At 54.7% G+C, this 19,710-nt stretch carries 16 protein-coding genes; 6 read left to right on the forward strand and 10 right to left on the reverse strand.

The features are described 5' to 3' along the window. Positions 1-139 precede the first annotated feature (139 nt). Both ACQG03_RS07975 and ACQG03_RS07980 read left to right on the forward strand, forming a co-directional pair. The gene (locus ACQG03_RS07975) at positions 140-691 is read left to right on the forward strand and encodes a YcbK family protein (RefSeq protein WP_003858202.1); all 552 of its coding nucleotides are present in this window, start codon (positions 140-142) and stop codon (positions 689-691) included. Between the two features lie 20 nt (positions 692-711). Continuing rightward, complete coding sequence (locus ACQG03_RS07980) at positions 712-1,359, forward strand: MBL fold metallo-hydrolase (RefSeq protein ID WP_063163387.1); 648 nt, start codon at positions 712-714, stop codon at positions 1,357-1,359. Positions 1,360-1,411: 52 nt separating this feature from the next. On the opposite strand, the gene ACQG03_RS07985 is transcribed toward ACQG03_RS07980, so the two are convergent. The 4 genes from ACQG03_RS07985 to pncB all read right to left on the reverse strand — a co-directional run bounded on the left by ACQG03_RS07985 (position 1,412) and on the right by pncB (position 7,223). Continuing rightward, positions 1,412-2,602: an amino acid aminotransferase gene (locus ACQG03_RS07985; RefSeq protein ID WP_023299734.1), complete on the reverse strand. Its 1,191-nt coding sequence runs from the start codon at positions 2,600-2,602 to the stop codon at positions 1,412-1,414. Positions 2,603-2,786: 184 nt separating this feature from the next. Then, positions 2,787-3,845, reverse strand: a complete 1,059-nt coding sequence (gene ompF / locus ACQG03_RS07990) for a porin OmpF (protein ID WP_023299735.1) — start codon at positions 3,843-3,845, stop codon at positions 2,787-2,789. A 606-nt stretch (positions 3,846-4,451) separates the two neighbouring features. Continuing rightward, positions 4,452-5,852, reverse strand: coding sequence for an asparagine--tRNA ligase (asnS, locus tag ACQG03_RS07995; protein WP_063163386.1), 1,401 nt, complete (start codon positions 5,850-5,852; stop codon positions 4,452-4,454). A 168-nt stretch (positions 5,853-6,020) separates the two neighbouring features. Then, the gene (pncB, locus tag ACQG03_RS08000; protein ID WP_023299736.1) at positions 6,021-7,223 is read right to left on the reverse strand and encodes a nicotinate phosphoribosyltransferase; all 1,203 of its coding nucleotides are present in this window, start codon (positions 7,221-7,223) and stop codon (positions 6,021-6,023) included. A 253-nt stretch (positions 7,224-7,476) separates the two neighbouring features. Between pncB and pepN the strand changes: the two genes are divergently transcribed. Continuing rightward, positions 7,477-10,089: an aminopeptidase N gene (gene pepN, locus ACQG03_RS08005; RefSeq protein WP_063163385.1), complete on the forward strand. Its 2,613-nt coding sequence runs from the start codon at positions 7,477-7,479 to the stop codon at positions 10,087-10,089. Positions 10,090-10,178: 89 nt separating this feature from the next. Here pepN and ssuB read toward each other — a convergent pair whose 3' ends face one another. The 5 genes from ssuB to ssuE are packed head-to-tail and all read right to left on the reverse strand — an operon-like array spanning position 10,179 to position 14,419. Next, positions 10,179-10,949, reverse strand: a complete 771-nt coding sequence (gene ssuB / locus ACQG03_RS08010) for an aliphatic sulfonates ABC transporter ATP-binding protein (protein WP_022647644.1) — start codon at positions 10,947-10,949, stop codon at positions 10,179-10,181. Continuing rightward, positions 10,946-11,737 carry an aliphatic sulfonate ABC transporter permease SsuC gene (ssuC, locus tag ACQG03_RS08015; RefSeq protein ID WP_023299738.1) on the reverse strand — a complete coding sequence of 264 codons (792 nt, stop codon included), beginning with the start codon at positions 11,735-11,737 and terminating at the stop codon, positions 10,946-10,948. The genes ssuB and ssuC overlap by 4 nt, the downstream gene beginning before the upstream one ends. Positions 11,738-11,746: 9 nt before the next feature. Beyond that, on the reverse strand, positions 11,747-12,892 hold the full coding sequence (gene ssuD, locus ACQG03_RS08020) for an FMNH2-dependent alkanesulfonate monooxygenase (RefSeq protein ID WP_038415787.1): 1,146 nt from the start codon (positions 12,890-12,892) through the stop codon (positions 11,747-11,749). Next, positions 12,889-13,851 (reverse strand): sulfonate ABC transporter substrate-binding protein, encoded by a 963-nt coding sequence (locus ACQG03_RS08025; protein ID WP_022647646.1) that lies wholly within the window; start codon positions 13,849-13,851, stop codon positions 12,889-12,891. The genes ssuD and ACQG03_RS08025 overlap by 4 nt, the downstream gene beginning before the upstream one ends. Continuing rightward, positions 13,844-14,419, reverse strand: a complete 576-nt coding sequence (gene ssuE / locus ACQG03_RS08030; RefSeq protein ID WP_022647647.1) for an NADPH-dependent FMN reductase — start codon at positions 14,417-14,419, stop codon at positions 13,844-13,846. The genes ACQG03_RS08025 and ssuE overlap by 8 nt, the downstream gene beginning before the upstream one ends. A gap of 249 nt (positions 14,420-14,668) precedes the next feature. Here ssuE and pyrD point away from each other — a divergent pair, with 249 nt between their 5' ends. Further along, positions 14,669-15,679 (forward strand): quinone-dependent dihydroorotate dehydrogenase, encoded by a 1,011-nt coding sequence (gene pyrD / locus ACQG03_RS08035; RefSeq protein ID WP_023299739.1) that lies wholly within the window; start codon positions 14,669-14,671, stop codon positions 15,677-15,679. Between the two features lie 166 nt (positions 15,680-15,845). Next, positions 15,846-16,388 (forward strand): cell division protein ZapC, encoded by a 543-nt coding sequence (zapC, locus tag ACQG03_RS08040; protein WP_023299740.1) that lies wholly within the window; start codon positions 15,846-15,848, stop codon positions 16,386-16,388. Here the strand turns inward: zapC and ACQG03_RS08045 are convergent. Further along, a complete protein-coding gene (locus ACQG03_RS08045; protein ID WP_022647649.1) occupies positions 16,385-17,494 on the reverse strand; it encodes a YcbX family protein in 1,110 nt (369 codons plus the stop codon). The two genes, zapC and ACQG03_RS08045, sit on opposite strands and share 4 nt — an antisense overlap. Positions 17,495-17,592: 98 nt before the next feature. Between ACQG03_RS08045 and rlmKL the strand changes: the two genes are divergently transcribed. Continuing rightward, positions 17,593-19,701, forward strand: a complete 2,109-nt coding sequence (rlmKL, locus tag ACQG03_RS08050; RefSeq protein ID WP_032622253.1) for a bifunctional 23S rRNA (guanine(2069)-N(7))-methyltransferase RlmK/23S rRNA (guanine(2445)-N(2))-methyltransferase RlmL — start codon at positions 17,593-17,595, stop codon at positions 19,699-19,701. Positions 19,702-19,710: the final 9 nt, after the last annotated feature.

Here is a 19,710-nt window from a genome sequence, read left to right on the forward strand (position 1 = left end):
TGGTGAATATGAGGCGATCTGGCTGCAAGCCGCGTATTCACTGGGATTGGGCGCCTTGACGTAGCAGGCTTTGCCAGTTATGGTGCCCTTCGTGCGCTAAGCATATTGACAATTTCTTTTACCTGTAGACCTGATTATCATGGACAAATTTGACGCTAATCGCCGCAAATTGCTGGCGTTAGGTGGCGTTGCGCTGGGCGCAGCAGCCATCCTTCCGACGCCAGCATTTGCCACCCTCTCGACACCTCGTCCGCGTATTTTAACGCTCAACAATCTGCATACTGGTGAGACGCTTAAAGCGGAATTTTTCGATGGCAGAGGCTATATTCAGGATGAATTAGCACGACTCAACCATTTTTTCCGTGATTTCCGCGCGAACAAAATCAAAGCCATCGACCCTGGATTATTCGATCAGCTTTACCGCTTGCAGGGACTGCTGGGGACCAAAAGGCCGGTGCAACTCATTTCTGGCTATCGCTCTCTGGATACCAACAATGAACTGCGCGCCCACAGCCGTGGGGTAGCGAAAAAAAGCTATCACACCAAAGGGCAGGCGATGGATTTCCATATTGAAGGCGTTTCGTTAGCCAATATTCGCAAAGCGGCGTTATCTATGCGCGCAGGTGGTGTAGGATACTACCCACGTAGCAACTTTGTGCATATTGATACCGGGCCGGTTCGGCACTGGTAATAACGAAACACAGGAGCAGTATGAACTATCGTTTTATTCCGGTTACCGCGTTCTCACAGAACTGTTCATTGATCTGGTGTGAACAAACTAAACTGGCCGCGCTTGTTGATCCCGGTGGCGACGCTGAGACAATCAAGCAGGAAGTCGCTGCCAGCGGTGTAACGCTGATGCAGATTTTACTGACTCATGGCCATCTTGACCATGTGGGTGCAGCGGCTGAACTGGCTGAACACTACGGTGTGCCGATTATCGGCCCGGAAAAAGAAGATGAGTTCTGGCTTCAGGGGCTGCCTGCCCAAAGCCGCATGTTTGGTCTGGATGACTGTCAGCCACTGACACCGGACCGCTGGCTGAACGAAGGCGATCGCGTTAACGTAGGGAATGTAACTTTACAGGTGTTGCATTGCCCCGGGCATACGCCCGGCCATATTGTCTTCTTTGATGACGTGTCACGCCTGCTGATTTCCGGTGACGTGATTTTCAAAGGGGGCGTAGGACGCAGCGATTTCCCACGCGGCGATCACGGTCAGCTGATTCAGTCGATTAAGCAGAAGTTATTACCGTTAGGTGATGATGTGACGTTTATCCCTGGACACGGACCAATGTCAACGCTGGGCGATGAGCGGTTGCATAACCCGTTCCTTCAGGATGAAATGCCTGTCTGGTAAACTCTTACAATAAAAAAGCCTGCGCGATGCAGGCTTTTTTTATGGGTGCAGGTTACAGCACCGCGACAATGGCTTCGCACAGTGGCGCCATGTTGTCAGGCGTCATACCTGCAACGTTCACGCGGCCAGAGGCAACGGCATAGACGCCAAACTCTTCACGCAGGCGCAGCACCTGCTCTTTGGTCAGGCCGCTGAAGGAGAACATGCCGTTCTGCTTGATGATGAAGCTGAAGTCACGGTCGGCGCCTTTCTCAGCCAGCGTGTTCACAAACAGCAGACGCATGCGTTGAATGCGCTGACGCATATCGTTCAGCTCTTGTTCCCAGATTGCGCGCAGCGCATCGTTGCTCAGGATCGTCGCAACTACAGACGCACCGTGTGCCGGTGGGTTGGAGTAGTTAGCGCGGATCACGGACTTCATCTGGCTGAATGCGCGATCGACAGTTTGATCGTCAGCGGCCACCAGCGTACAGGCGCCGACACGCTCGTTATACAGACCAAAGTTCTTGGAATAGGAGCTTGCGACAATCAGCTCCTGATGGACGGCGGCGAATGCGCGCAGACCTTCAGCATCTTCTTCCAGACCACGGGCAAAGCCCTGGTAAGCGAAGTCGAACAGCGGCAGCCAGCCTTTTTCAACGGACAGCTTAGCCAGCTGTTCCCACTGTTCAAGCGTAGGATCGATACCAGTTGGGTTATGGCAGCAGCCATGGAACAGCACCACATCGCCCGCCTGGGCTTCGCTCAGGCTGGCCAGCAAACCATCGAAGTCCAGCGCGTGGTTTGCCGCGTCATAGTAGGCGTATTCACGGACTTCCAGACCCGCAGAATTAAACACGCTCTTGTGGTTCGGCCAGCTTGGATTGCTTACCCAGACACGCTTCACAGAGGTGTTTTTCGCCAGGAAATCTGCCGCCACGCGCAGTGCGCCGGTACCGCCTGGGGTCTGCGCCGTGCGGGCGCGTTTTTCGCTCACAATGGTGCTGCCTTTGCCGAACAGCAGCTCCTGGGTGCAGCGACCAAATTCAGGGATACCATCAATACCGAGGTAGTTTTTGGTGGTTTCGTTTTCCAGCAGATACTGCTCAGCTTTTTTGACGCTGGTCAGTACCGGAGTTTTGCCGGTTTCATCTTTATATACACCAATACCCAGGTTGATTTTGCCAGGGCGGTCGTCGGCACGAAACAGATCGGCCAGGCCCAGAATTGGGTCGGCAGGAGCGGCAGTAATGTTCTCAAACATGACGAAGTTCCATTGTGATTACAGAAGTGAAATCCGCTATCAGGTTAACGGTAGATTTACAAAATGCCAACCGTTTGCGACGAAAAGCGTGCGGCTTTTCAAAAGTCGCTATTATTTTCTCTCGGGAATAAAAAAACAGGGCCGAAGCCCTGTTCATTAAGCATATAGCAACGAGGTGTGCTGATTAGAACTGGTAAACCAGACCCAGAGCCACGATGTCGTCGTTGTTGATGCCCAGCTTGTTGTCGTCTTTCAGCTGGTTGATCTGATAGTCAACATAGGTAGACATGTTTTTGTTGAAGTAGTAGGTCGCACCGATATCAACGTAGTTGATGTAGTCTTCGTCACCGATACCTTCTACGTCTTTCGCTTTAGATTTGTAGTAAGCGATGGATGGACGCAGGCCGAAATCGAACTGGTACTGAGCGACAACAGAGAAGTCCTGAGACTTGTTAGCGAAACCACGGCTGCCCAGGCGCGCTGCGTTACGCATTTCGCCATAAATGGCTGCCAGGTAGATGTTGTTCGCGTCGTATTTCAGGCCGGTTGCCCACTGTTCAGCCTTGTCGCCTTTACCCCACTCCAGCGTCTGCTGGTTGTTGGTACGGTCAGCGGCGCCATAAGCACCGACAATGCCGAAGCCTTCGTAGTCATAGCTCAGAGAGGTCGCCCAGCCGTCGCCGTTGGAACGTACTGCGTCATCACGTTCATTTTTGCCCAGGTACTGAACACCAAAGTTCAGACCGTCAACCAGGCCGAAGAAGTTGCTGTTACGGTAAGTCGCCAGACCACCCGTACGGCCTGCGAAGAAGTTATCGCTCGCGCCGGTGTCGCCGCCAAACTCAGGCAGCATATCGGTGATGCCGATTGCGTCATAGACCAGACCGTAGTTACGACCGTAGTCGAAGGAGCCTGCGTCACCAAATTTCAGACCTGCGAATGCCAGACGGGTTTTGTTGCCGTTCTGCGCATCGCCGCCTTCAGAGTTGTTACCCTGGAAATTGTATTCCCACTGACCGTAGCCAGTCAGCTGATCGTTGATCTGAGTTTCACCTTTGAAGCCCAGACGCGCGTAAGTGTTGTCGCCATCGTTGCCCGCGTAATCAGAGAAGTAATGCAGGCCAACTGCTTTCCCGTAAAGATCTAATTTGTTGCCGTCTTTGTTATAGATTTCAGCAGCGTTTGCTGCACCGGCTACCAGCAGGGCAGGGACTACCACTGCCAGGATATTGCGCTTCATCATTATTTATTACCCTCATTGGTTTTTTTATGACACTCGCCACTGCCGTCAATAAATTCTGTCAATAAATATTTCCGGAACTATTGATGAGAGTTAGGTGTCTTTATGTGTCTGACAGGCATCTTTCCATTCATAGAACCGTTTCGCTACACTGAAAGTGCTACAATCTTCAAGATTCAGTTACCAAAAGAAAATATGTGTAACTAAATATGTATTTTTGGGAACTTTGTGAAGCACCTCAAACTTCAGCGCGTTCTGGTGAATTAAACCTCCACTTTATTCTTATATATATGATTTCCTTATGTTTAATTTAGCTAAAGGCCTTTCGTATAAACAGAAGTTAAACGGCTCATTTTTTCTTATAATCGACAAAAGCCATCCAGATGGCTGTGAAAGTGGTTGTTTTTTGTGCTATTGCGTAAGGATTGTATTAAGCGCAATAAGAATAGGGTTATTTTTTTGTCTAAGGATATTTCGTGGAAACAAAACGTAACAGGTAGAGGGAATTGCGGGGTTGTGGTTTATAGACGCTTACTTTTGACTGACGAAAACTGACATTGCAGGATAAAATAATGGCCAGCATTTGCTGGCCATTAATGATTTGGTCGGTTAGAAACTTGCGTTACGCGGTGTGCGTGGGAACGGAATCACATCACGTACGTTCTGAACACCTGTTACGTAAGCAATCAGACGTTCGAAGCCCAGGCCAAAGCCAGAGTGCGGAACGGTGCCGTAGCGACGGAGATCGCGATACCAGCTGTAGTCCGCCGGGTTCAGGCCCATCTCCTGCATACGCGCGTCCAGCACATCCAGGCGCTCTTCACGCTGGGAGCCACCGATGATCTCACCGATGCCCGGCGCCAGAACATCCATCGCGGCAACGGTTTTACCATCTTCGTTAAGGCGCATATAGAACGCCTTAATGTCTTTCGGATAGTTTTTCACCACAACCGGTGCTTTGAAGTGCTTCTCTGCCAGATAACGTTCATGCTCGGAGGAGAGATCCACGCCCCAGTAAACCGGGTTTTCGAATTTCTCACCGCATTTTTCCAGGATAGCGACCGCGTCGGTGTAATCCACCTGCGCGAAGTCTGCGGAGACGAAGCGTTCAAGACGGGCGATGGCGTCGTTATCGACACGCTCAGCGAAGAATTTCATGTCGTCTGCGCGCTCTTCGAGAACCGCTTTGAACACGTATTTCAGCATCGCTTCTGCCAGGCCAGCCACGTCATTCAGATCGGCAAAGGCGACTTCCGGCTCCAGCATCCAGAATTCCGCCAGGTGACGGCTGGTGTTAGAGTTTTCCGCACGGAAGGTTGGGCCGAAGGTGTAGATCTTAGACAGCGCACAGGCGTAGGTTTCGCCGTTGAGCTGGCCGGAAACCGTCAGGAAGGCTTCTTTACCAAAGAAGTCTTTGTCGTAATCGACTTTTCCTTCCGGCGTACGTGGCAGGTTTTCCATATCCAGCGTTGAAACGCGGAACATTTCACCTGCGCCTTCGGTATCGGATGCCGTGATCAGCGGAGTAGAAACCCAGAAGTAACCCTGCTCGTCAAAGAAGCGATGCAGCGCCTGCGCCAGCGTATGACGCACGCGCGCCACTGCACCAATCAGGTTGGTGCGCGGACGCAGGTGCGCAACTTCACGCAGATATTCGATGCTGTGACGCTTTGCAGCCATCGGATAGGTGTCCGGATCTTCAACCCAGCCGGTCACTTCCACCGATTTCGCCTGAATTTCGTAGCTCTGACCCTGGCCCGGAGAGGCCACCACAACACCGGTGACGATCACGGAACAGCCGGTTGTCAGGTGCAGAACGTCATCATTGTAATTGGGCAGAGAATTATTAATGACGGCCTGTACAGGATCAAAGCAGGAACCGTCATAGACGGCGAGGAAGGAGATGCCAGCTTTAGAATCTCGGCGAGTACGCACCCATCCGCGCACGGTGACCTCCTGGTCAACGGCGACACGGCCCTGGAGTACGTCGGCTACAGGCACAACGCTCATAATATTCTCTCTGTTAATAGTCGGAAAAAATAAACACTTGTCCGCCCTTATAGGGGGGATATCTATGTTACCTGCCATCCGCTATCAGACAAGTAAATTTCACCGTCTTAAGAGAAGAAATAAGAAATTAATAAGAGAAGGGGAGCCATGAAGGCTCCCCCGAAGCCGTTAACTGGCTTTTTTAACCTGAGGCAGATCGAAGGCTTTACGTAATGCGCGGACAAACGCTTTGTCATGGCAGATGGTTTTGCCAGGGCTGTCGGAGAGCTTCGCGACCGGCTTACCGTTACATTCCACTAGCTTTATGACGATGTTCAGCGGTTTCACCTGGGGGATATCACAGGTTAAGCGCGTACCAATTCCGAAACTCAGGTTCACCCGCGATGAGAAGTGGCGATAAAGGTCGACGGCTTTCGCCAGGTCAAGGTTATCGGAGAAGACCAGCACCTTACTCATGGGATCGATACCCAGTTTTTCGTAATGGGCGATGGCTTTCTCACCCCATTCAACCGGGTCCCCGGAATCATGGCGCAAACCCTGGTAGCGTTCGGCAAACTCAGGGCCAAAGTCGCGCAGGAACGCGTCCATGGTAATGCAGTCGGTAAGGGCAATACCCAGCCGATCCGGGTATTCCTCAAGCCACGCGGCGAGGGCGGCGCGCTGGCTGTTGGCAAGGTCAGGGCTGATCTGCTGGTGCGCCTGGAACCATTCGTGCGCCTGGGTACCCATCGGCGTTAAATCAAGGCGACGCGCCAGATCGTAGTTACTGGTGCCAACGAACCACGGCTCCTGTTGCAGACGTCTGACAATGGCTTCCTGAACCTCGCGAGAGAAGCGGCGGCGCGTGCCAAAGTCCATCAGACGGAAGCGGGACATATCCAGCCCTTCTGTCAGTCTGGAAAACTCAACGAGTTTATTCTCCAGAGCGGCAACCGCCTGCGTTACACCGGTTTCAGGGGAGCGATAGCGGTGGGCCAGCTCGCTGATCACGGCCAGAAGCGGCACTTCCCACATGATCACTTCGCGCCACGGGCCGGTCAGACGAATGTCCAGCTTGCCGTTATCATTGGTGACGGTGACCTGTTCCGGCTTATAGCGGAACTCACGCAGCCAGTTCAGATAGTCCGCTTTAAAGAAAGGCAGGCCTGAAAGCCACTGATATTCGTCATCGGTGAGCGCCAGATGCTGCATGGCATCGACCTGTTCACGAATGGAATCTGCGTAGATACCCAGCAAGTCGTCACCCCGGCAGCGAAATTCCGCCGCAACATGAACATCATGATAGTGGTGAAACACGGCTTGCTGCATATGCAGCTTGTACGCGTCGGTATCCAGCAACGTATGCAGAACCGGAGAAGCGAATTGAGTCATAGGTGCGCTGTAGCATCCTCTCACGGGAGCGTTTAGTACAATAAACAACTCCGGAGTATACCCTGTTTAGTGATTTATTGAACCCCGATCACAACATAAGCACACTTTATGGTCGAGCGCATTTCGTGCCCCGTGTTATAAAAATGTAGCAAAAACGGCGTTGTGCCTGAAAAGATGAACATTCTGCATAGCGCGTTTTACACAACCGGAATATATTGAATCGTTACTCGACAAACGATGCATAAGGTTTTCTATGACACAACAGCCACAAGCTAAATACCGCCACGACTACCGTGCGCCGGATTACCTGATAAGCGATATCGATCTGACCTTCGAGCTGGATGCCACAAAAACCGTCGTGACGGCGGTAAGCCAGGTGACGCGCCAGAGCGCGACAGCCGTGCCGCTGCGTCTGGATGGTGAAGACCTGACGCTGGTTTCCCTGCATATTAATGATGAAGCCTGGTCAGACTATAGAGAAGAAGGCAACCAGCTGGTCATCGACAACCTGCCGGAACGCTTTACCCTGCGCATCGTGAATGAAATCAGCCCTGCCGCCAATACCGCGCTGGAAGGGCTTTACCAGTCAGGCGTAGCCCTGTGCACCCAATGTGAAGCCGAAGGGTTCCGCCACATTACCTGGTATCTGGATCGCCCGGACGTCCTGGCGCGCTTTACCACCAAAATTATTGCCGACAAAACGCTGTACCCGTACCTGCTTTCCAACGGCAACCGGATTGGTGAAGGGGAACTGGAGAATGGCCGTCACTGGGTACAGTGGCAGGATCCGTTCCCTAAACCCTGCTACCTGTTTGCGCTGGTGGCGGGCGATTTCGATGTTCTGCGCGACACCTTTAAAACGCGCTCTGGCCGTGAAGTCGCGCTGGAGCTGTTCGTGGACCGTGGCAACCTTGACCGCGCCCCGTGGGCAATGACCTCCCTCATCAACTCCTTGAAGTGGGATGAAACGCGCTTTGGCCTCGAATATGACCTCGACATCTATATGATCGTTGCTGTCGATTTCTTCAATATGGGCGCGATGGAGAATAAAGGTCTTAACATCTTCAACTCCAAATACGTGCTGGCGCGTACCGATACCGCAACGGATAAAGATTACCTCGATATCGAACGCGTTATCGGCCACGAATATTTCCATAACTGGACCGGGAACCGCGTCACCTGCCGCGACTGGTTCCAGCTGAGCCTGAAAGAGGGCTTAACCGTCTTCCGCGATCAGGAGTTCAGCTCCGATCTGGGATCGCGGGCGGTAAACCGCATCAACAACGTGCGCACCATGCGTGGTCTGCAATTTGCAGAAGATGCCAGCCCAATGGCCCATCCGATCCGCCCGGATAAAGTCATTGAGATGAATAACTTCTACACCCTGACGGTGTACGAAAAAGGCGCTGAAATTATCCGCATGATCCACACCCTGCTGGGCGAAGCGAATTTCCAGAAAGGGATGCAGCTTTACTTCGAGCGTCATGACGGCAGTGCGGCCACCTGCGACGATTTCGTCCAGGCGATGGAAGACGCCTCTAACGTGGATCTGTCTCATTTCCGCCGCTGGTACAGCCAGGCCGGTACGCCGATTGTGACGGTCAAAGACGACTACAACCCGGAAACTGAGCAGTACACGCTGTCCATCAGCCAGCGCACACCGCCAACGGCGGAGCAGGAAGAGAAACATCCGCTGCACATTCCGTTCAGCGTTGAGCTGTACGACAACGAAGGCAACGTGATCCCGTTACAGAAGGGCGGTCACCCGGTGCATAACGTGCTGAACGTGACCCAGGCAGAGCAGACCTTTATCTTCGATAACGTCTATTTCCAGCCTGTTCCTGCCCTGCTGTGCGAGTTCTCCGCGCCGGTGAAACTCGAATACAAGTGGAGCGATCAGCAGCTGACGTTCCTGATGCGTCACGCGCGCAACGATTTCTCGCGCTGGGATGCGGCACAAAGCCTGCTGGCAACGTACATCAAGCTGAACGTGAACCGTTACCAGCAGGGCCAGCCGCTGACGCTGCCGGTTCATGTGGCAGACGCCTTCCGTGCCATCCTGCTGGATGAGAATATTGACCCGGCGCTGGCGGCTGAAATTTTGACGCTGCCGTCTGCGACTGAAATCGCCGAGCTGTTTGACATCATTGACCCCATTGCGATCGTCGCCGTGCGTGAAGCGCTGACCCGCACGCTGGCGACCGAACTGGCAGATGAATTCCTCGCAATTTACAACGCCAACAAGCTGGACGCGTATCGGGTGGAACATGCGGATATCGGTAAACGTTCCCTGCGCAATACCTGCCTGCGCTATCTGGCATTTGGTGAGGCAGAGCTGGCGAACACGCTGGTGAGCAAGCAGTACCACGAAGCCGATAACATGACGGATGCGCTGGCCGCACTGGCTGCAAGCGTTGCCGCCGAGCTGCCGTGCCGCGATGCGCTTATGCAGGAGTACGACGACAGGTGGCATCAGGATGGTCTGGTGATGGACAAGTGGTTCATCCTTCAGGCCACCAGCCCGGCAGCCGATGCGCTCAGCAACGTACGCAGCCTGCTGAAGCACCGTTCGTTCACCATGAGCAACCCGAACCGCGTCCGCTCCCTGATTGGCGCGTTTGCCAGCAGCAACCCGGCCGCGTTCCATGCTGAAGACGGCAGCGGTTATCAGTTCATGGTTGAAATGCTGACCGAGCTGAACAGCCGTAACCCGCAGGTGGCGTCTCGTCTGATTGAGCCGCTGATCCGCCTGAAACGCTACGATGCGCAGCGTCAGGCGAAAATGCGTGCCGCACTTGAGCAGCTGAAAGGGCTGGAAAATTTGTCTGGCGATCTGTACGAGAAGATTACAAAGGCGCTGGCCTGATGTAAAAAAGCCCGGTGGCGCTTCGCTTACCGGGCCTACGATTTGCCCTTGCGCCGTGCTCCCTGTTGAAGAGGGCCGGGGTGAGGGCATCAGGCATTAGCCTTTATCCGCTGAATCTCCGCTTCTCCACGTTTCATCACTCTATCCAGCACTTCCGCCTCCAGCTCCGCCAGTCTGGCCGATCCCACCCGGCGAGGACGTGGAATATCCACCGTCAGATCCAGACCAATTTTACCCTCTTCTATTAACAGCACCCTGTCTGCCATTGCCACAGCTTCGCTTACGTCATGCGTCACCAGCAGCACCGTAAAGCCGTGCGTCTGCCAGAGGGTTTCAATCAGATCCTGCATCTCGATCCGCGTCAGGGCATCAAGCGCGCCGAGCGGTTCATCAAGCAGCAGCAGGCCGGGACGATGAATCAGCGCGCGTGCCAGGGCCACGCGCTGCTTTTGCCCACCCGACAGGGCCGCAGGCCACTCTCCCGCACGATTCTCCAGCCCGACGGCGGCGAGTGCCTGCCGGGCGTCCTCCCGCCAGCTGCCCTTCAGGCCCAGCCCGACGTTATCCATCACCGTTTTCCACGGCAGCAGACGCGCGTCCTGAAACATCATGCGCGTATCATCCTGAATCGTGGACAGCGGCGTGGTGCCTGCCAGAATGTCACCGCTGTTTGGCGCCTCCAGCCCGGCTAAAAGACGCAGCAGGGTACTCTTGCCGCCACCGCTGCGGCCAACAACGGCCACAAACTGTCCGGCAGGAATATGCAGATCCAGTGCATTCAGAATGGTGTTATCACCGTAGCGTTTGGTCACGCCGTTCAGCAGTAACGGTGTTCCCTGGTTCAGTCGTGCAGTATTCATGCTTTCGCCTCCTGAGCGGTGTAGGCCGGGTTCCAGCGCAGCCAGCTACGTTCCAGCCACTGGGCGCTGACGTCCGCAAGTTTGCCGAGCAGGGCATAAAGGATAATGGCAACCACCACCACGTCCGTTTGCAGGAACTCGCGGGCGTTCATCGCCAGATAACCAATGCCGGAGTTGGCCGAAATGGTTTCCGCCACGATCAGGGTTAGCCACATCAGGCCGAGCGCAAAACGCACCCCAACCATAATGGAGGGCAGGGCGCCCGGCAGGATCACATGGGTAAACAGGGCAAAACCTGACAGGCCATAGCTGCGGGCCATCTCAACCAGACCGCGATCGATATTGCGGATCCCATGCCAGGTATTGATATAAATCGGGAATAATGTTCCCAGCGCCACGAGGAAAATTTTGGCGCTCTCATCAATGCCGAACCACAGGATAACCAGCGGAATAAGCGCCAGATGCGGCACGTTACGCAGCATTTGAACGGAGGTATCCAGCAGCCGCTCACCCCAGCGGGACAGGCCGCTGATCAGCCCCAGCGTCAGGCCGATGCTCCCGCCAATCGAAAAGCCGATTACCGCGCGCCAGGAGCTGATGGCAAGATGTTGCCACAGCTCACCGCTGGCGCTTAGCGACCAGAACGCTTCCACAACGCCCTCCGGAGAGGGCAAAATACGGCTCGACAGCCAGCCAGTTGAAGACGCCAGTTGCCAGACGAGGACAATGCCGACGGGCAGAAACCATGGTGCGGCGCGCAGCAGCCATTTTTGTGCGGTTGAAGACATGGTGGCTCCTTAACTTTGCGCGACTTTTCTCGGGATAAACGCATTCGCCACGGCTTCGCCCTGCAACTGAAGCTGACGTGGCTGCGGAATTTCCGGGATAGCGACATCCAGGTGCGGGAAGAGCAGTTCACCCACCTTGTAGGCCTCCTCCAGATGCGGGTAGCCAGACAGGATAAAGCTGTCGATCCCCAGCGCCGCGTATTCATTGATGCGTGCCGCTACGGTTGGACCGTCGCCGACCAGCGCCGTACCGGCGCCGCCACGCACCAGACCCACCCCGGCCCACAGGTTCGGGCTGATCTCAAGATTTTCACGCTTGCCGTTGTGCAGGGAGGCCATTCGGTGTTGGCCCACTGAGTCGGTTTTGGCAAACGCCGCCTGTGCTTTGGCGATAGTGTCGTCGTCCAGATGAGCGATCAGACGGTCGGCGGCTTGCCAGGCCTCGTCGTTGGTTTCGCGTACGATCACGTGCAGGCGAATGCCGAAGCGCACCGTACGGCCATGTTCTGCGGCTTTGGCGCGTACCTGAGCAACTTTCTCTTTAACCAGCTCCGGTGGCTCGCCCCAGGTCAGATAGAGATCGACCTGCTCAGCCGCCAGCTCCTGCGCCACGTCCGACGATCCGCCGAAATAAAGGGGAGGGCGCGGCTGTTGTACCGGCGGGAAGTAGAGTTGCGCATCGCGAACGTGAATATGTTTTCCTTCGAAGGTGACGGTTTCCCCTTCCAGCAGACGTCGCCAGACGCGGGTGAACTCTGCGGAGGCTTCATAGCGCTCGGTATGATCGAGAAAAACGCCATCGCCCGCCAGCTCCTGCGGATCGCTGCCCGTCACCAGGTTGAACAGCGCGCGGCCGTTGGAGAGCCTGTCCAGCGTTGCCGCCTGGCGTGCCGCGACGGTGGGCGACACCACGCTTGGGCGCAAGGCTACCAGGAATTTCAGGCGCTGGGTGACGGGGATCATCGACGCGGCAACCAGCCACGCGTCCTCACATGAACGGCCCGTCGGGATCAGCACCCCGGTAAAACCGATGCGGTCTGCCGCCTGGGCGATCTGCTGTAGATAGCCGTGATCGACCGGGCGGGCGCCTTCTTCTGTGCCAAGATAGTGTCCATCACCGTGGGTGGGTAAAAACCAGAAAAGATTCAGACTCATGATTTTTTTCCTTCAATGCCAGCGGGTTGCCAGATGCGTTCGCGAATATTCACCTGCTTTGGAACCAGGCGGTTTTGATAAAAGAGGTCTGCCGTTTGCTGCTGGAGGGCGGCAACGTGGGCGTCAACCGGCGCTATGGTGGTGGGAGGACGGTGGTCAAGATAGGTGGCGATCACCGGTTCAGGCAGGCCCATGGTTTTTGCCAGTAGCGTGATGCTCTGCTGACGCTGGCTTTGGGTCAGCGCATCGGCCTGAGAGAAGGTATCCAGCACCTGCTGAATAAATGCGCCATTTTTTTCAGCGTAAGGACGTGCCGCCAGGTAGAACGAACCGGTTTGTTTCAGGGTGGTGCCGTCTTTCAGCACCCGCACACCGCCCTGCAACAGTGCGGCGGAGTAGTACGGATCCCAGATAGCCCAGGCATCAACATTTTTTTGCTGAAACGCCGCGCGCGCATCGGCAGGCGTCAGGTAAACGGGCTGGATATCGGTGAATTTAAGGCCGGCCTCCTGCAACGCGCGCAGCAGCAGGTTGTGCGAGCTGGAACCTTTCTGGAAAGCAACCTTATGGCCTTTGAGATCGGCGACGCTTTTGATCTCGCTGTTTTCCGGCACCAAAATAACCTCTGCCTTCGGCTTGGCGGGTTCAACGCCAACGTAAACCAGATCCGCCCCGGCCGCCTGGGCAAAGATCGGCGGGATATCGCCGGTGCTGCCTAAATCAATACTCCCGACGTTCAGCGCCTCCAGCATCTGCGGTCCGGCAGGGAACTCGACCCATGAGAATTTGGTCTGCGGGAAACGTTTCTCCAGCAACGCATGGCTTTTCGCCAGCACCATGCTGACGCTGCCTTTCTGATAACCGATACGCAGGCTCTCCGGCGTTTTCTCCGCCGCCTGAGCCAGCGATGCCACTGCCAGCAGACCTGCCAGCCCGATACGGGTAACTGTTTTAAACATGCGCCACTCCTTGTGATTGATGAAATGCCGCCGCGTGGCGATCCCGACGATTAAGGGCGTGCCAGAAGGTTTCAAGCGCGCTGTCGAGGCGGGTTTGCAGATTCGGCGTGAAATGCGGTTTATGCTGGTAGTCGATTACCTGTGAGTCGTCAGCGAAGACGCCATGCAGGATCTCCTGCGCTTTCAGCGCGTTCAGAACCGGCTTGAGGGCATAATCCACCGCCAGTAAATGGGCTACCGTACCGCCTGTGGCCAGCGGCAGGACGACCTTACCGTCCAGCGCGCGTTCGGGCAGCAGATCGAGCAGCGTTTTCAGTGCACCGGAAAAAGAGGCTTTATAAATTGGTGTCGCGACGACCAACCCGTCAGCACGCTTAAGTTGTTCGATCAGGGTTTTCAGCGCCGGGCTGTCGAAACGGGCGTAGAGCAGATCTTCAGGCGCGAAATTGTGCAAATTCCAGTGACACACTTCGACATCCAGAGCATTAAGCTTTTCGCGAGCGTATTCCAGCAGTGCGCTGGATCGAGAGGGGAAGCGGGGGCTTCCGGCCAGGGTAATGACGCGCATGGTTGCTCCTTATAACTAATTGTTTGCTTTTATCTAACATTCATAACAATTTTCAGGAGTGTGACATTGCGTGGTTATTCCACTAAATGATTTATCCTCAGGATGAATGCAGAAAAACGCATAAGAAGCGAACCGATTAGTAAACGATTGCGTTTTACATGGCTTTTTTTGCCACAGGTCAATTCCCTTTCCGGGCGGGATCGCACATAATCCCCTCCCGGTTTGCACACCGGGAATCCAGGAGAGTTCATGTACTACCCCTTCGTTCGTAAAGCCCTTTTCCAGCTCGATCCTGAGCGCGCTCATGAATTTACATTTCAGCAGTTACGTCGTATTACAGGAACGCCTCTGGCCGCGCTGGTGCGTCAAAACGTGCCGGAAAAACCTGTCCAATGCATGGGCCTGACGTTCAAAAATCCACTGGGCCTTGCGGCCGGTCTGGACAAAAATGGCGAATGCATTGATGCACTCGGCGCGATGGGCTTTGGCTCGATCGAAATCGGGACAGTGACGCCGCGTCCGCAGCCGGGAAATGACAAGCCACGTCTGTTCCGCCTGGTTGAAGCCGAGGGGCTGATCAACCGCATGGGCTTTAATAACCTTGGCGTCGATCATCTGGTTGAGAACGTTAAGAAAGCCCATTTTGATGGTGTGCTGGGTATTAATATTGGCAAAAATAAAGACACGCCCGTCGAGCAGGGTAAAGATGACTATCTGATTTGTATGGAAAAAGTCTATGCCTATGCCGGTTATATCGCGGTGAATATATCCTCGCCTAACACCCCAGGGCTGCGTTCATTACAATATGGCGAAGCGCTCGACGATCTTCTTGGCGCCATTAAAAATAAACAAACGGCACTACAGGCGATCCACCATAAATATGTTCCGGTCGCGGTTAAGATCGCCCCGGATCTTTCGGCAGAAGAATTGATCCAGGTTGCCGACAGTTTAGTTCGCCATAATATTGATGGTGTGATTGCGACCAATACAACGCTCGATCGCTCCCTCGTCCAGGGAATGAAAAACTGTGACGAAGCGGGTGGATTAAGTGGCCGTCCGGTACAATTAAAAAGCACCGAAATTATTCGCGCACTCTCCGCGGAATTAAAAGGCCAGCTGCCGATTATTGGCGTGGGTGGCATTGACTCCGTCATCGCTGCACGTGAGAAGATGGCGGCAGGGGCTTCATTGGTGCAAATTTATTCCGGCTTTATTTTTAAAGGGCCGCCATTGATTAAAGAAATTGTCACGCATATCTAATCTTTTCTCTTAATCAGACAACCAGGGCTTTATTTCCAGCCCTGGTTGTTTTATATTCCGTCATTGTTGCTTATTTAGACATTATAGTCTTTTATTACTAGTGTTATAAGCGAAGCGGCAAACAGGACATTTTTAGTACAGGACGTTTTGGGGACGGGAGAGAAACATGCGAATTAAACCTGACGATAACTGGCGCTGGTATTTTTGTGACGAGCATGACCGTATGATGCTCGACTTAGCCAATGGCATGTTGTTTCGCTCTCGTTTTGCGCGCCGAATGTTAACGCCAGACGCGTTTGCTCCCTCAGGCTTTTGCGTTGACGACGCTGCACTCTATTTCTCTTTTGAAGAAAAATGCCGCGACTTCAATCTCTCCAAAGAACAGCGCGCTGAACTGGTACTAAATGCGCTGGTGGCGATCCGTTTCCTGAAACCACAAATGCCGAAAAGCTGGCATTTCCTCGCGCACGGTATGAGCTGGACCCCGGCTATCGGCGATGCGGCCAGCGTCAATCTGAGCGATACCGAAGAAGAGGTGAATCTGCTGGTGGTTGAACCCGGTGAAAACGCTGCGCTCTGTTTGCTGGCCCAACCCGGCGTGACCATTGCCGGGCGAGTCATGCAGTTAGGTGATGCCATCAAAGTGATGAATGACAGGCTGAAGCCTCAGCTGCGCGTCGATTCCTTCAGCCTCGAACAGGCGGTTTAAGCTTCCAGCTGTACGGATGTTTTCGGTACACAGCTACAGCACAGGATCGTGCCGTCACTGCCAATCGCAGATTTCTTCAGGGCACTCACTTCACCATCGACCAGTTTAATGCGACAGCATCCGCAAATCCCCGCGCGACAGGAATAAGGTACGCGGATACCCGCCTGCTCCAGCTGTTCCAGTAGCACCTGCTGATTGTTACCACGAATAACTTTGCCTTCCCAGTGAATATCCACCGCGGAAGCGACGTTGGTGACAACGTCAACCATTTCTTCTTCCTGGCCTGCGCCGTACACTCTTGCAGGGCCGCGGGTAAGAATTTCGACCTCGTCGCCCACGCGGATTACGCCGCTGGAGCGGGGGATCAGGTTCTGGCCGAAGTCGACATCACCGTTATCCTGCGCGGTACGAAATGATTGCAAGGTTTTCAGCGGTTCGCCGGAAGGGTGTTTCTGGCCTTTCTCCGGGCTGACGGTGGTAAAAATACAGCGGCTGCACGGCTTCACGACATCAAAGATAACGCTGCCGATGCGGATCACTTTCCAGGTATCTTCATCCCAGGCATCCGCTCCGGTCACCACCAGATTCGGGCGAAACTGCTCCATCTGCACGCTGGCTTTGCAACGGGTTTGTAAATCACGCAGCGAGGCCTCGCTGGTCAGCAGGAAGGGAAAACCATCCGCAAAGGAGAGGGGAACCGCGTCGTGGCGTTTCACGCGACGAGTCAGCGCAGGCCCAACCCAGCGCAGCTGAACGTCACGTGAGAAAAAGCCGCTCAGCCACTGGTTAATGTTATCCGGCGCGATACGCGCGGTAAAATGATTGCCCCACACTTCCGTTGGCGCTTCAACCGGCGCAAAATCAGCAAAGCGGATCACGACGCTTGAACCGTCTGGCGCGGTCAAATGCAATCCGTCATGAAGCGGGGAAGGTGTAAAGCGAACCATCTGCGGGAACTGACGTGCGGTGATGAACGTACCGTCAGGCTCGGTGATCATAAAAATACGATCGAAGGCGAATCCGCTCATATCGGCCAGCGCGTGCGTCACGCCGATACCGCGCATGGATTTCACCGGATGAATAAAAAGCCTGGATAACGTCGCCACTGCACACTCCCGCTAAATAAAATAAGCCTTCAACTTTATGACATACACGCCATATTAGCTATAATGCGCGACAATTTTCTATGAGTAAAAGTGACGATATGAATTCTCTGTTTGCCAGTACGGCCCGTGGGCTGGAAGAGCTGTTAAAAACTGAACTGGAAACCCTGGGCGCGAAAGAGTGCCAGGTGGTTCAGGGTGGTGTCCATTTTGAGGGCGACACGCGGCTTATTTACCAGAGCCTGATGTGGAGCCGTCTGGCGTCGCGCATCATGCTGCCGATGAAAGAGTGCAAGGTCTACAGCGATCTTGATCTCTACACCGGTGTACAGATGATCGACTGGACAGAGATCTTCACCCCGGACGCTACCTTTGCGGTGCATTTCAACGGCGTCAACGATGAGATCCGCAACAGCCAGTACGGTGCCCTGCGCGTCAAAGACGCCATTGTGGACTGCTTCACGCGTCGTAATAGAGAACGTCCGAACGTTGATCGTGAAAACCCGGATCTGCGTATCAACGTCTGGCTGAACGGCGACACTGCCAGTATTTCCCTGGATCTGAGCGGCGCAGGCCTGCATCTGCGCGGCTATCGCGATCGCACCGGCATGGCCCCAATCAAAGAGACACTGGCCGCCGCTATCGTGATGCGCTCCGGCTGGCAGCCGGGTACGCCGCTGCTCGATCCAATGTGCGGTTCCGGTACGCTGCTGATTGAAGCCGCGATGCTGGCCACCGACCGCGCGCCAGGGCTGCATCGTGGACAGTGGGGCTTCAAAGGCTGGGCGCAGCACGATGAAGCCCTCTGGAAAGAGGTCAAAGACGACGCGCAGACCCGTGCCCGTAAAGGGCTGGCGGAGTACACCTCTCACTTTTACGGTTCGGACAACGACCCACGGGTGATTGAACGCGCGCGCAGCAACGCCCGTCGTGCCGGTATCGGTGAGCTGGTGACCTTCGACGTCAAAGATGTGGCGAACCTGACCAATCCGCTGCCAAAAGGCCCGTACGGTACGGTGATCAGCAACCCGCCGTATGGTGAGCGTCTTGGCAGCGAGCCAGCGCTGATTGCGCTACACAGCCTGCTGGGCCGCAACATGAAAGCGCATTTCGGCGGCTGGAACCTCTCCCTGTTTAGCGCCTCGCCGGAGCTGCTGAGCTGCCTGCAATTACGTGCCGATCGCCAGTTCAAGGCGAAAAACGGCCCGCTGGACTGCGTGCAGAAAAACTACCATCTGGCAGAGATAGCAGCGGACAGCAAACCGTCTGGCGTGGCGGAAGATTATGCCAACCGTCTGCGCAAAAACCTGAAGAAATTTGAGAAGTGGGCGAAGCAGGAAGGCATCGAATGTTATCGCCTTTACGACGCTGACCTGCCGGAATACAACGTGGCGGTTGACCGCTATGCAGACTGGGTGGTGGTTCAGGAATACGCCCCGCCGAAAACCATTGATGCGCAAAAAGCGCGTCAGCGTATGCTGGATGTGATTGCGGCCACCATCGCCGTACTCGGCATTTCGCCAAACAAGCTGGTGCTGAAAACCCGTGAGCGTCAGAAAGGCAAAAACCAGTATCAGAAGATGGGCGAGAAGGGCGACTTCATCGAAGTGGGCGAATATAATGCGCGCCTGTGGGTTAACCTGACCGATTACCTTGATACCGGTCTGTTCCTCGATCACCGCATCGCCCGCCGCATGCTGGGACAGATGAGCAAGGGCAAAGACTTCCTGAACCTGTTCTCCTATACCGGCAGCGCCAGCGTTCATGCAGGGCTTGGTGGGGCGCGTAGTACCACCACGGTCGATATGTCCCGTACTTATCTGGAGTGGGCAGAGCGCAACCTGCGTCTTAACGGCTTAACCGGTCGTCAGCATCGCCTGTTACAGGCCGACGTGCTGGGCTGGCTGCGCGATACCGACGAGCAGTTTGATCTGATCTTTATCGATCCGCCGACCTTCTCTAACTCCAAGCGTATGGAGGATAGCTTTGACGTTCAACGCGATCACCTGCGCCTGATGACCGACCTGAAGCGTCTGCTGCGTAAAGGCGGCACCATTATGTTCTCGAATAACAAGCGCGGATTCCGCATGGATCACGACGGCCTGGCCGAACTGGGACTTAAAGCACAAGAAATCAGCCAAAAAACGCTGTCTCAGGACTTTGCCCGTAACCGTCAAATCCACAACTGCTGGCTGATCTCCGCGGTCTGAAAGGAAAAA

The organism is Enterobacter cloacae complex sp. 342H5 (assembly GCF_050030905.1).
In the GTDB taxonomy this organism is placed as follows: domain Bacteria; phylum Pseudomonadota; class Gammaproteobacteria; order Enterobacterales; family Enterobacteriaceae; genus Enterobacter; species Enterobacter intestinihominis.

What these genes read in the sequence shown, in the direction of transcription:
- pepN (WP_063163385.1), top strand. Translation starts at nt 7,477, where the DNA reads ATGACACAACAGCCACAAGCTAAATACCGCCACGACTACCGTGCGCCG.
- ssuD (WP_038415787.1), bottom strand. Translation starts at nt 12,892, where the DNA reads ATGAGTCTGAATCTTTTCTGGTTTTTACCCACCCACGGTGATGGACAC.
- pyrD (WP_023299739.1), top strand. Translation starts at nt 14,669, where the DNA reads ATGTACTACCCCTTCGTTCGTAAAGCCCTTTTCCAGCTCGATCCTGAG.
- rlmKL (WP_032622253.1), top strand. Translation starts at nt 17,593, where the DNA reads ATGAATTCTCTGTTTGCCAGTACGGCCCGTGGGCTGGAAGAGCTGTTA.
- pncB (WP_023299736.1), bottom strand. Translation starts at nt 7,223, where the DNA reads ATGACTCAATTCGCTTCTCCGGTTCTGCATACGTTGCTGGATACCGAC.
- ACQG03_RS07975 (WP_003858202.1), top strand. Translation starts at nt 140, where the DNA reads ATGGACAAATTTGACGCTAATCGCCGCAAATTGCTGGCGTTAGGTGGC.
- ssuB (WP_022647644.1), bottom strand. Translation starts at nt 10,949, where the DNA reads ATGAATACTGCACGACTGAACCAGGGAACACCGTTACTGCTGAACGGC.
- asnS (WP_063163386.1), bottom strand. Translation starts at nt 5,852, where the DNA reads ATGAGCGTTGTGCCTGTAGCCGACGTACTCCAGGGCCGTGTCGCCGTT.
- ACQG03_RS08025 (WP_022647646.1), bottom strand. Translation starts at nt 13,851, where the DNA reads ATGTTTAAAACAGTTACCCGTATCGGGCTGGCAGGTCTGCTGGCAGTG.
- ompF (WP_023299735.1), bottom strand. Translation starts at nt 3,845, where the DNA reads ATGATGAAGCGCAATATCCTGGCAGTGGTAGTCCCTGCCCTGCTGGTA.
- ssuE (WP_022647647.1), bottom strand. Translation starts at nt 14,419, where the DNA reads ATGCGCGTCATTACCCTGGCCGGAAGCCCCCGCTTCCCCTCTCGATCC.
- ACQG03_RS07980 (WP_063163387.1), top strand. Translation starts at nt 712, where the DNA reads ATGAACTATCGTTTTATTCCGGTTACCGCGTTCTCACAGAACTGTTCA.
- ssuC (WP_023299738.1), bottom strand. Translation starts at nt 11,737, where the DNA reads ATGTCTTCAACCGCACAAAAATGGCTGCTGCGCGCCGCACCATGGTTT.
- ACQG03_RS07985 (WP_023299734.1), bottom strand. Translation starts at nt 2,602, where the DNA reads ATGTTTGAGAACATTACTGCCGCTCCTGCCGACCCAATTCTGGGCCTG.
- zapC (WP_023299740.1), top strand. Translation starts at nt 15,846, where the DNA reads ATGCGAATTAAACCTGACGATAACTGGCGCTGGTATTTTTGTGACGAG.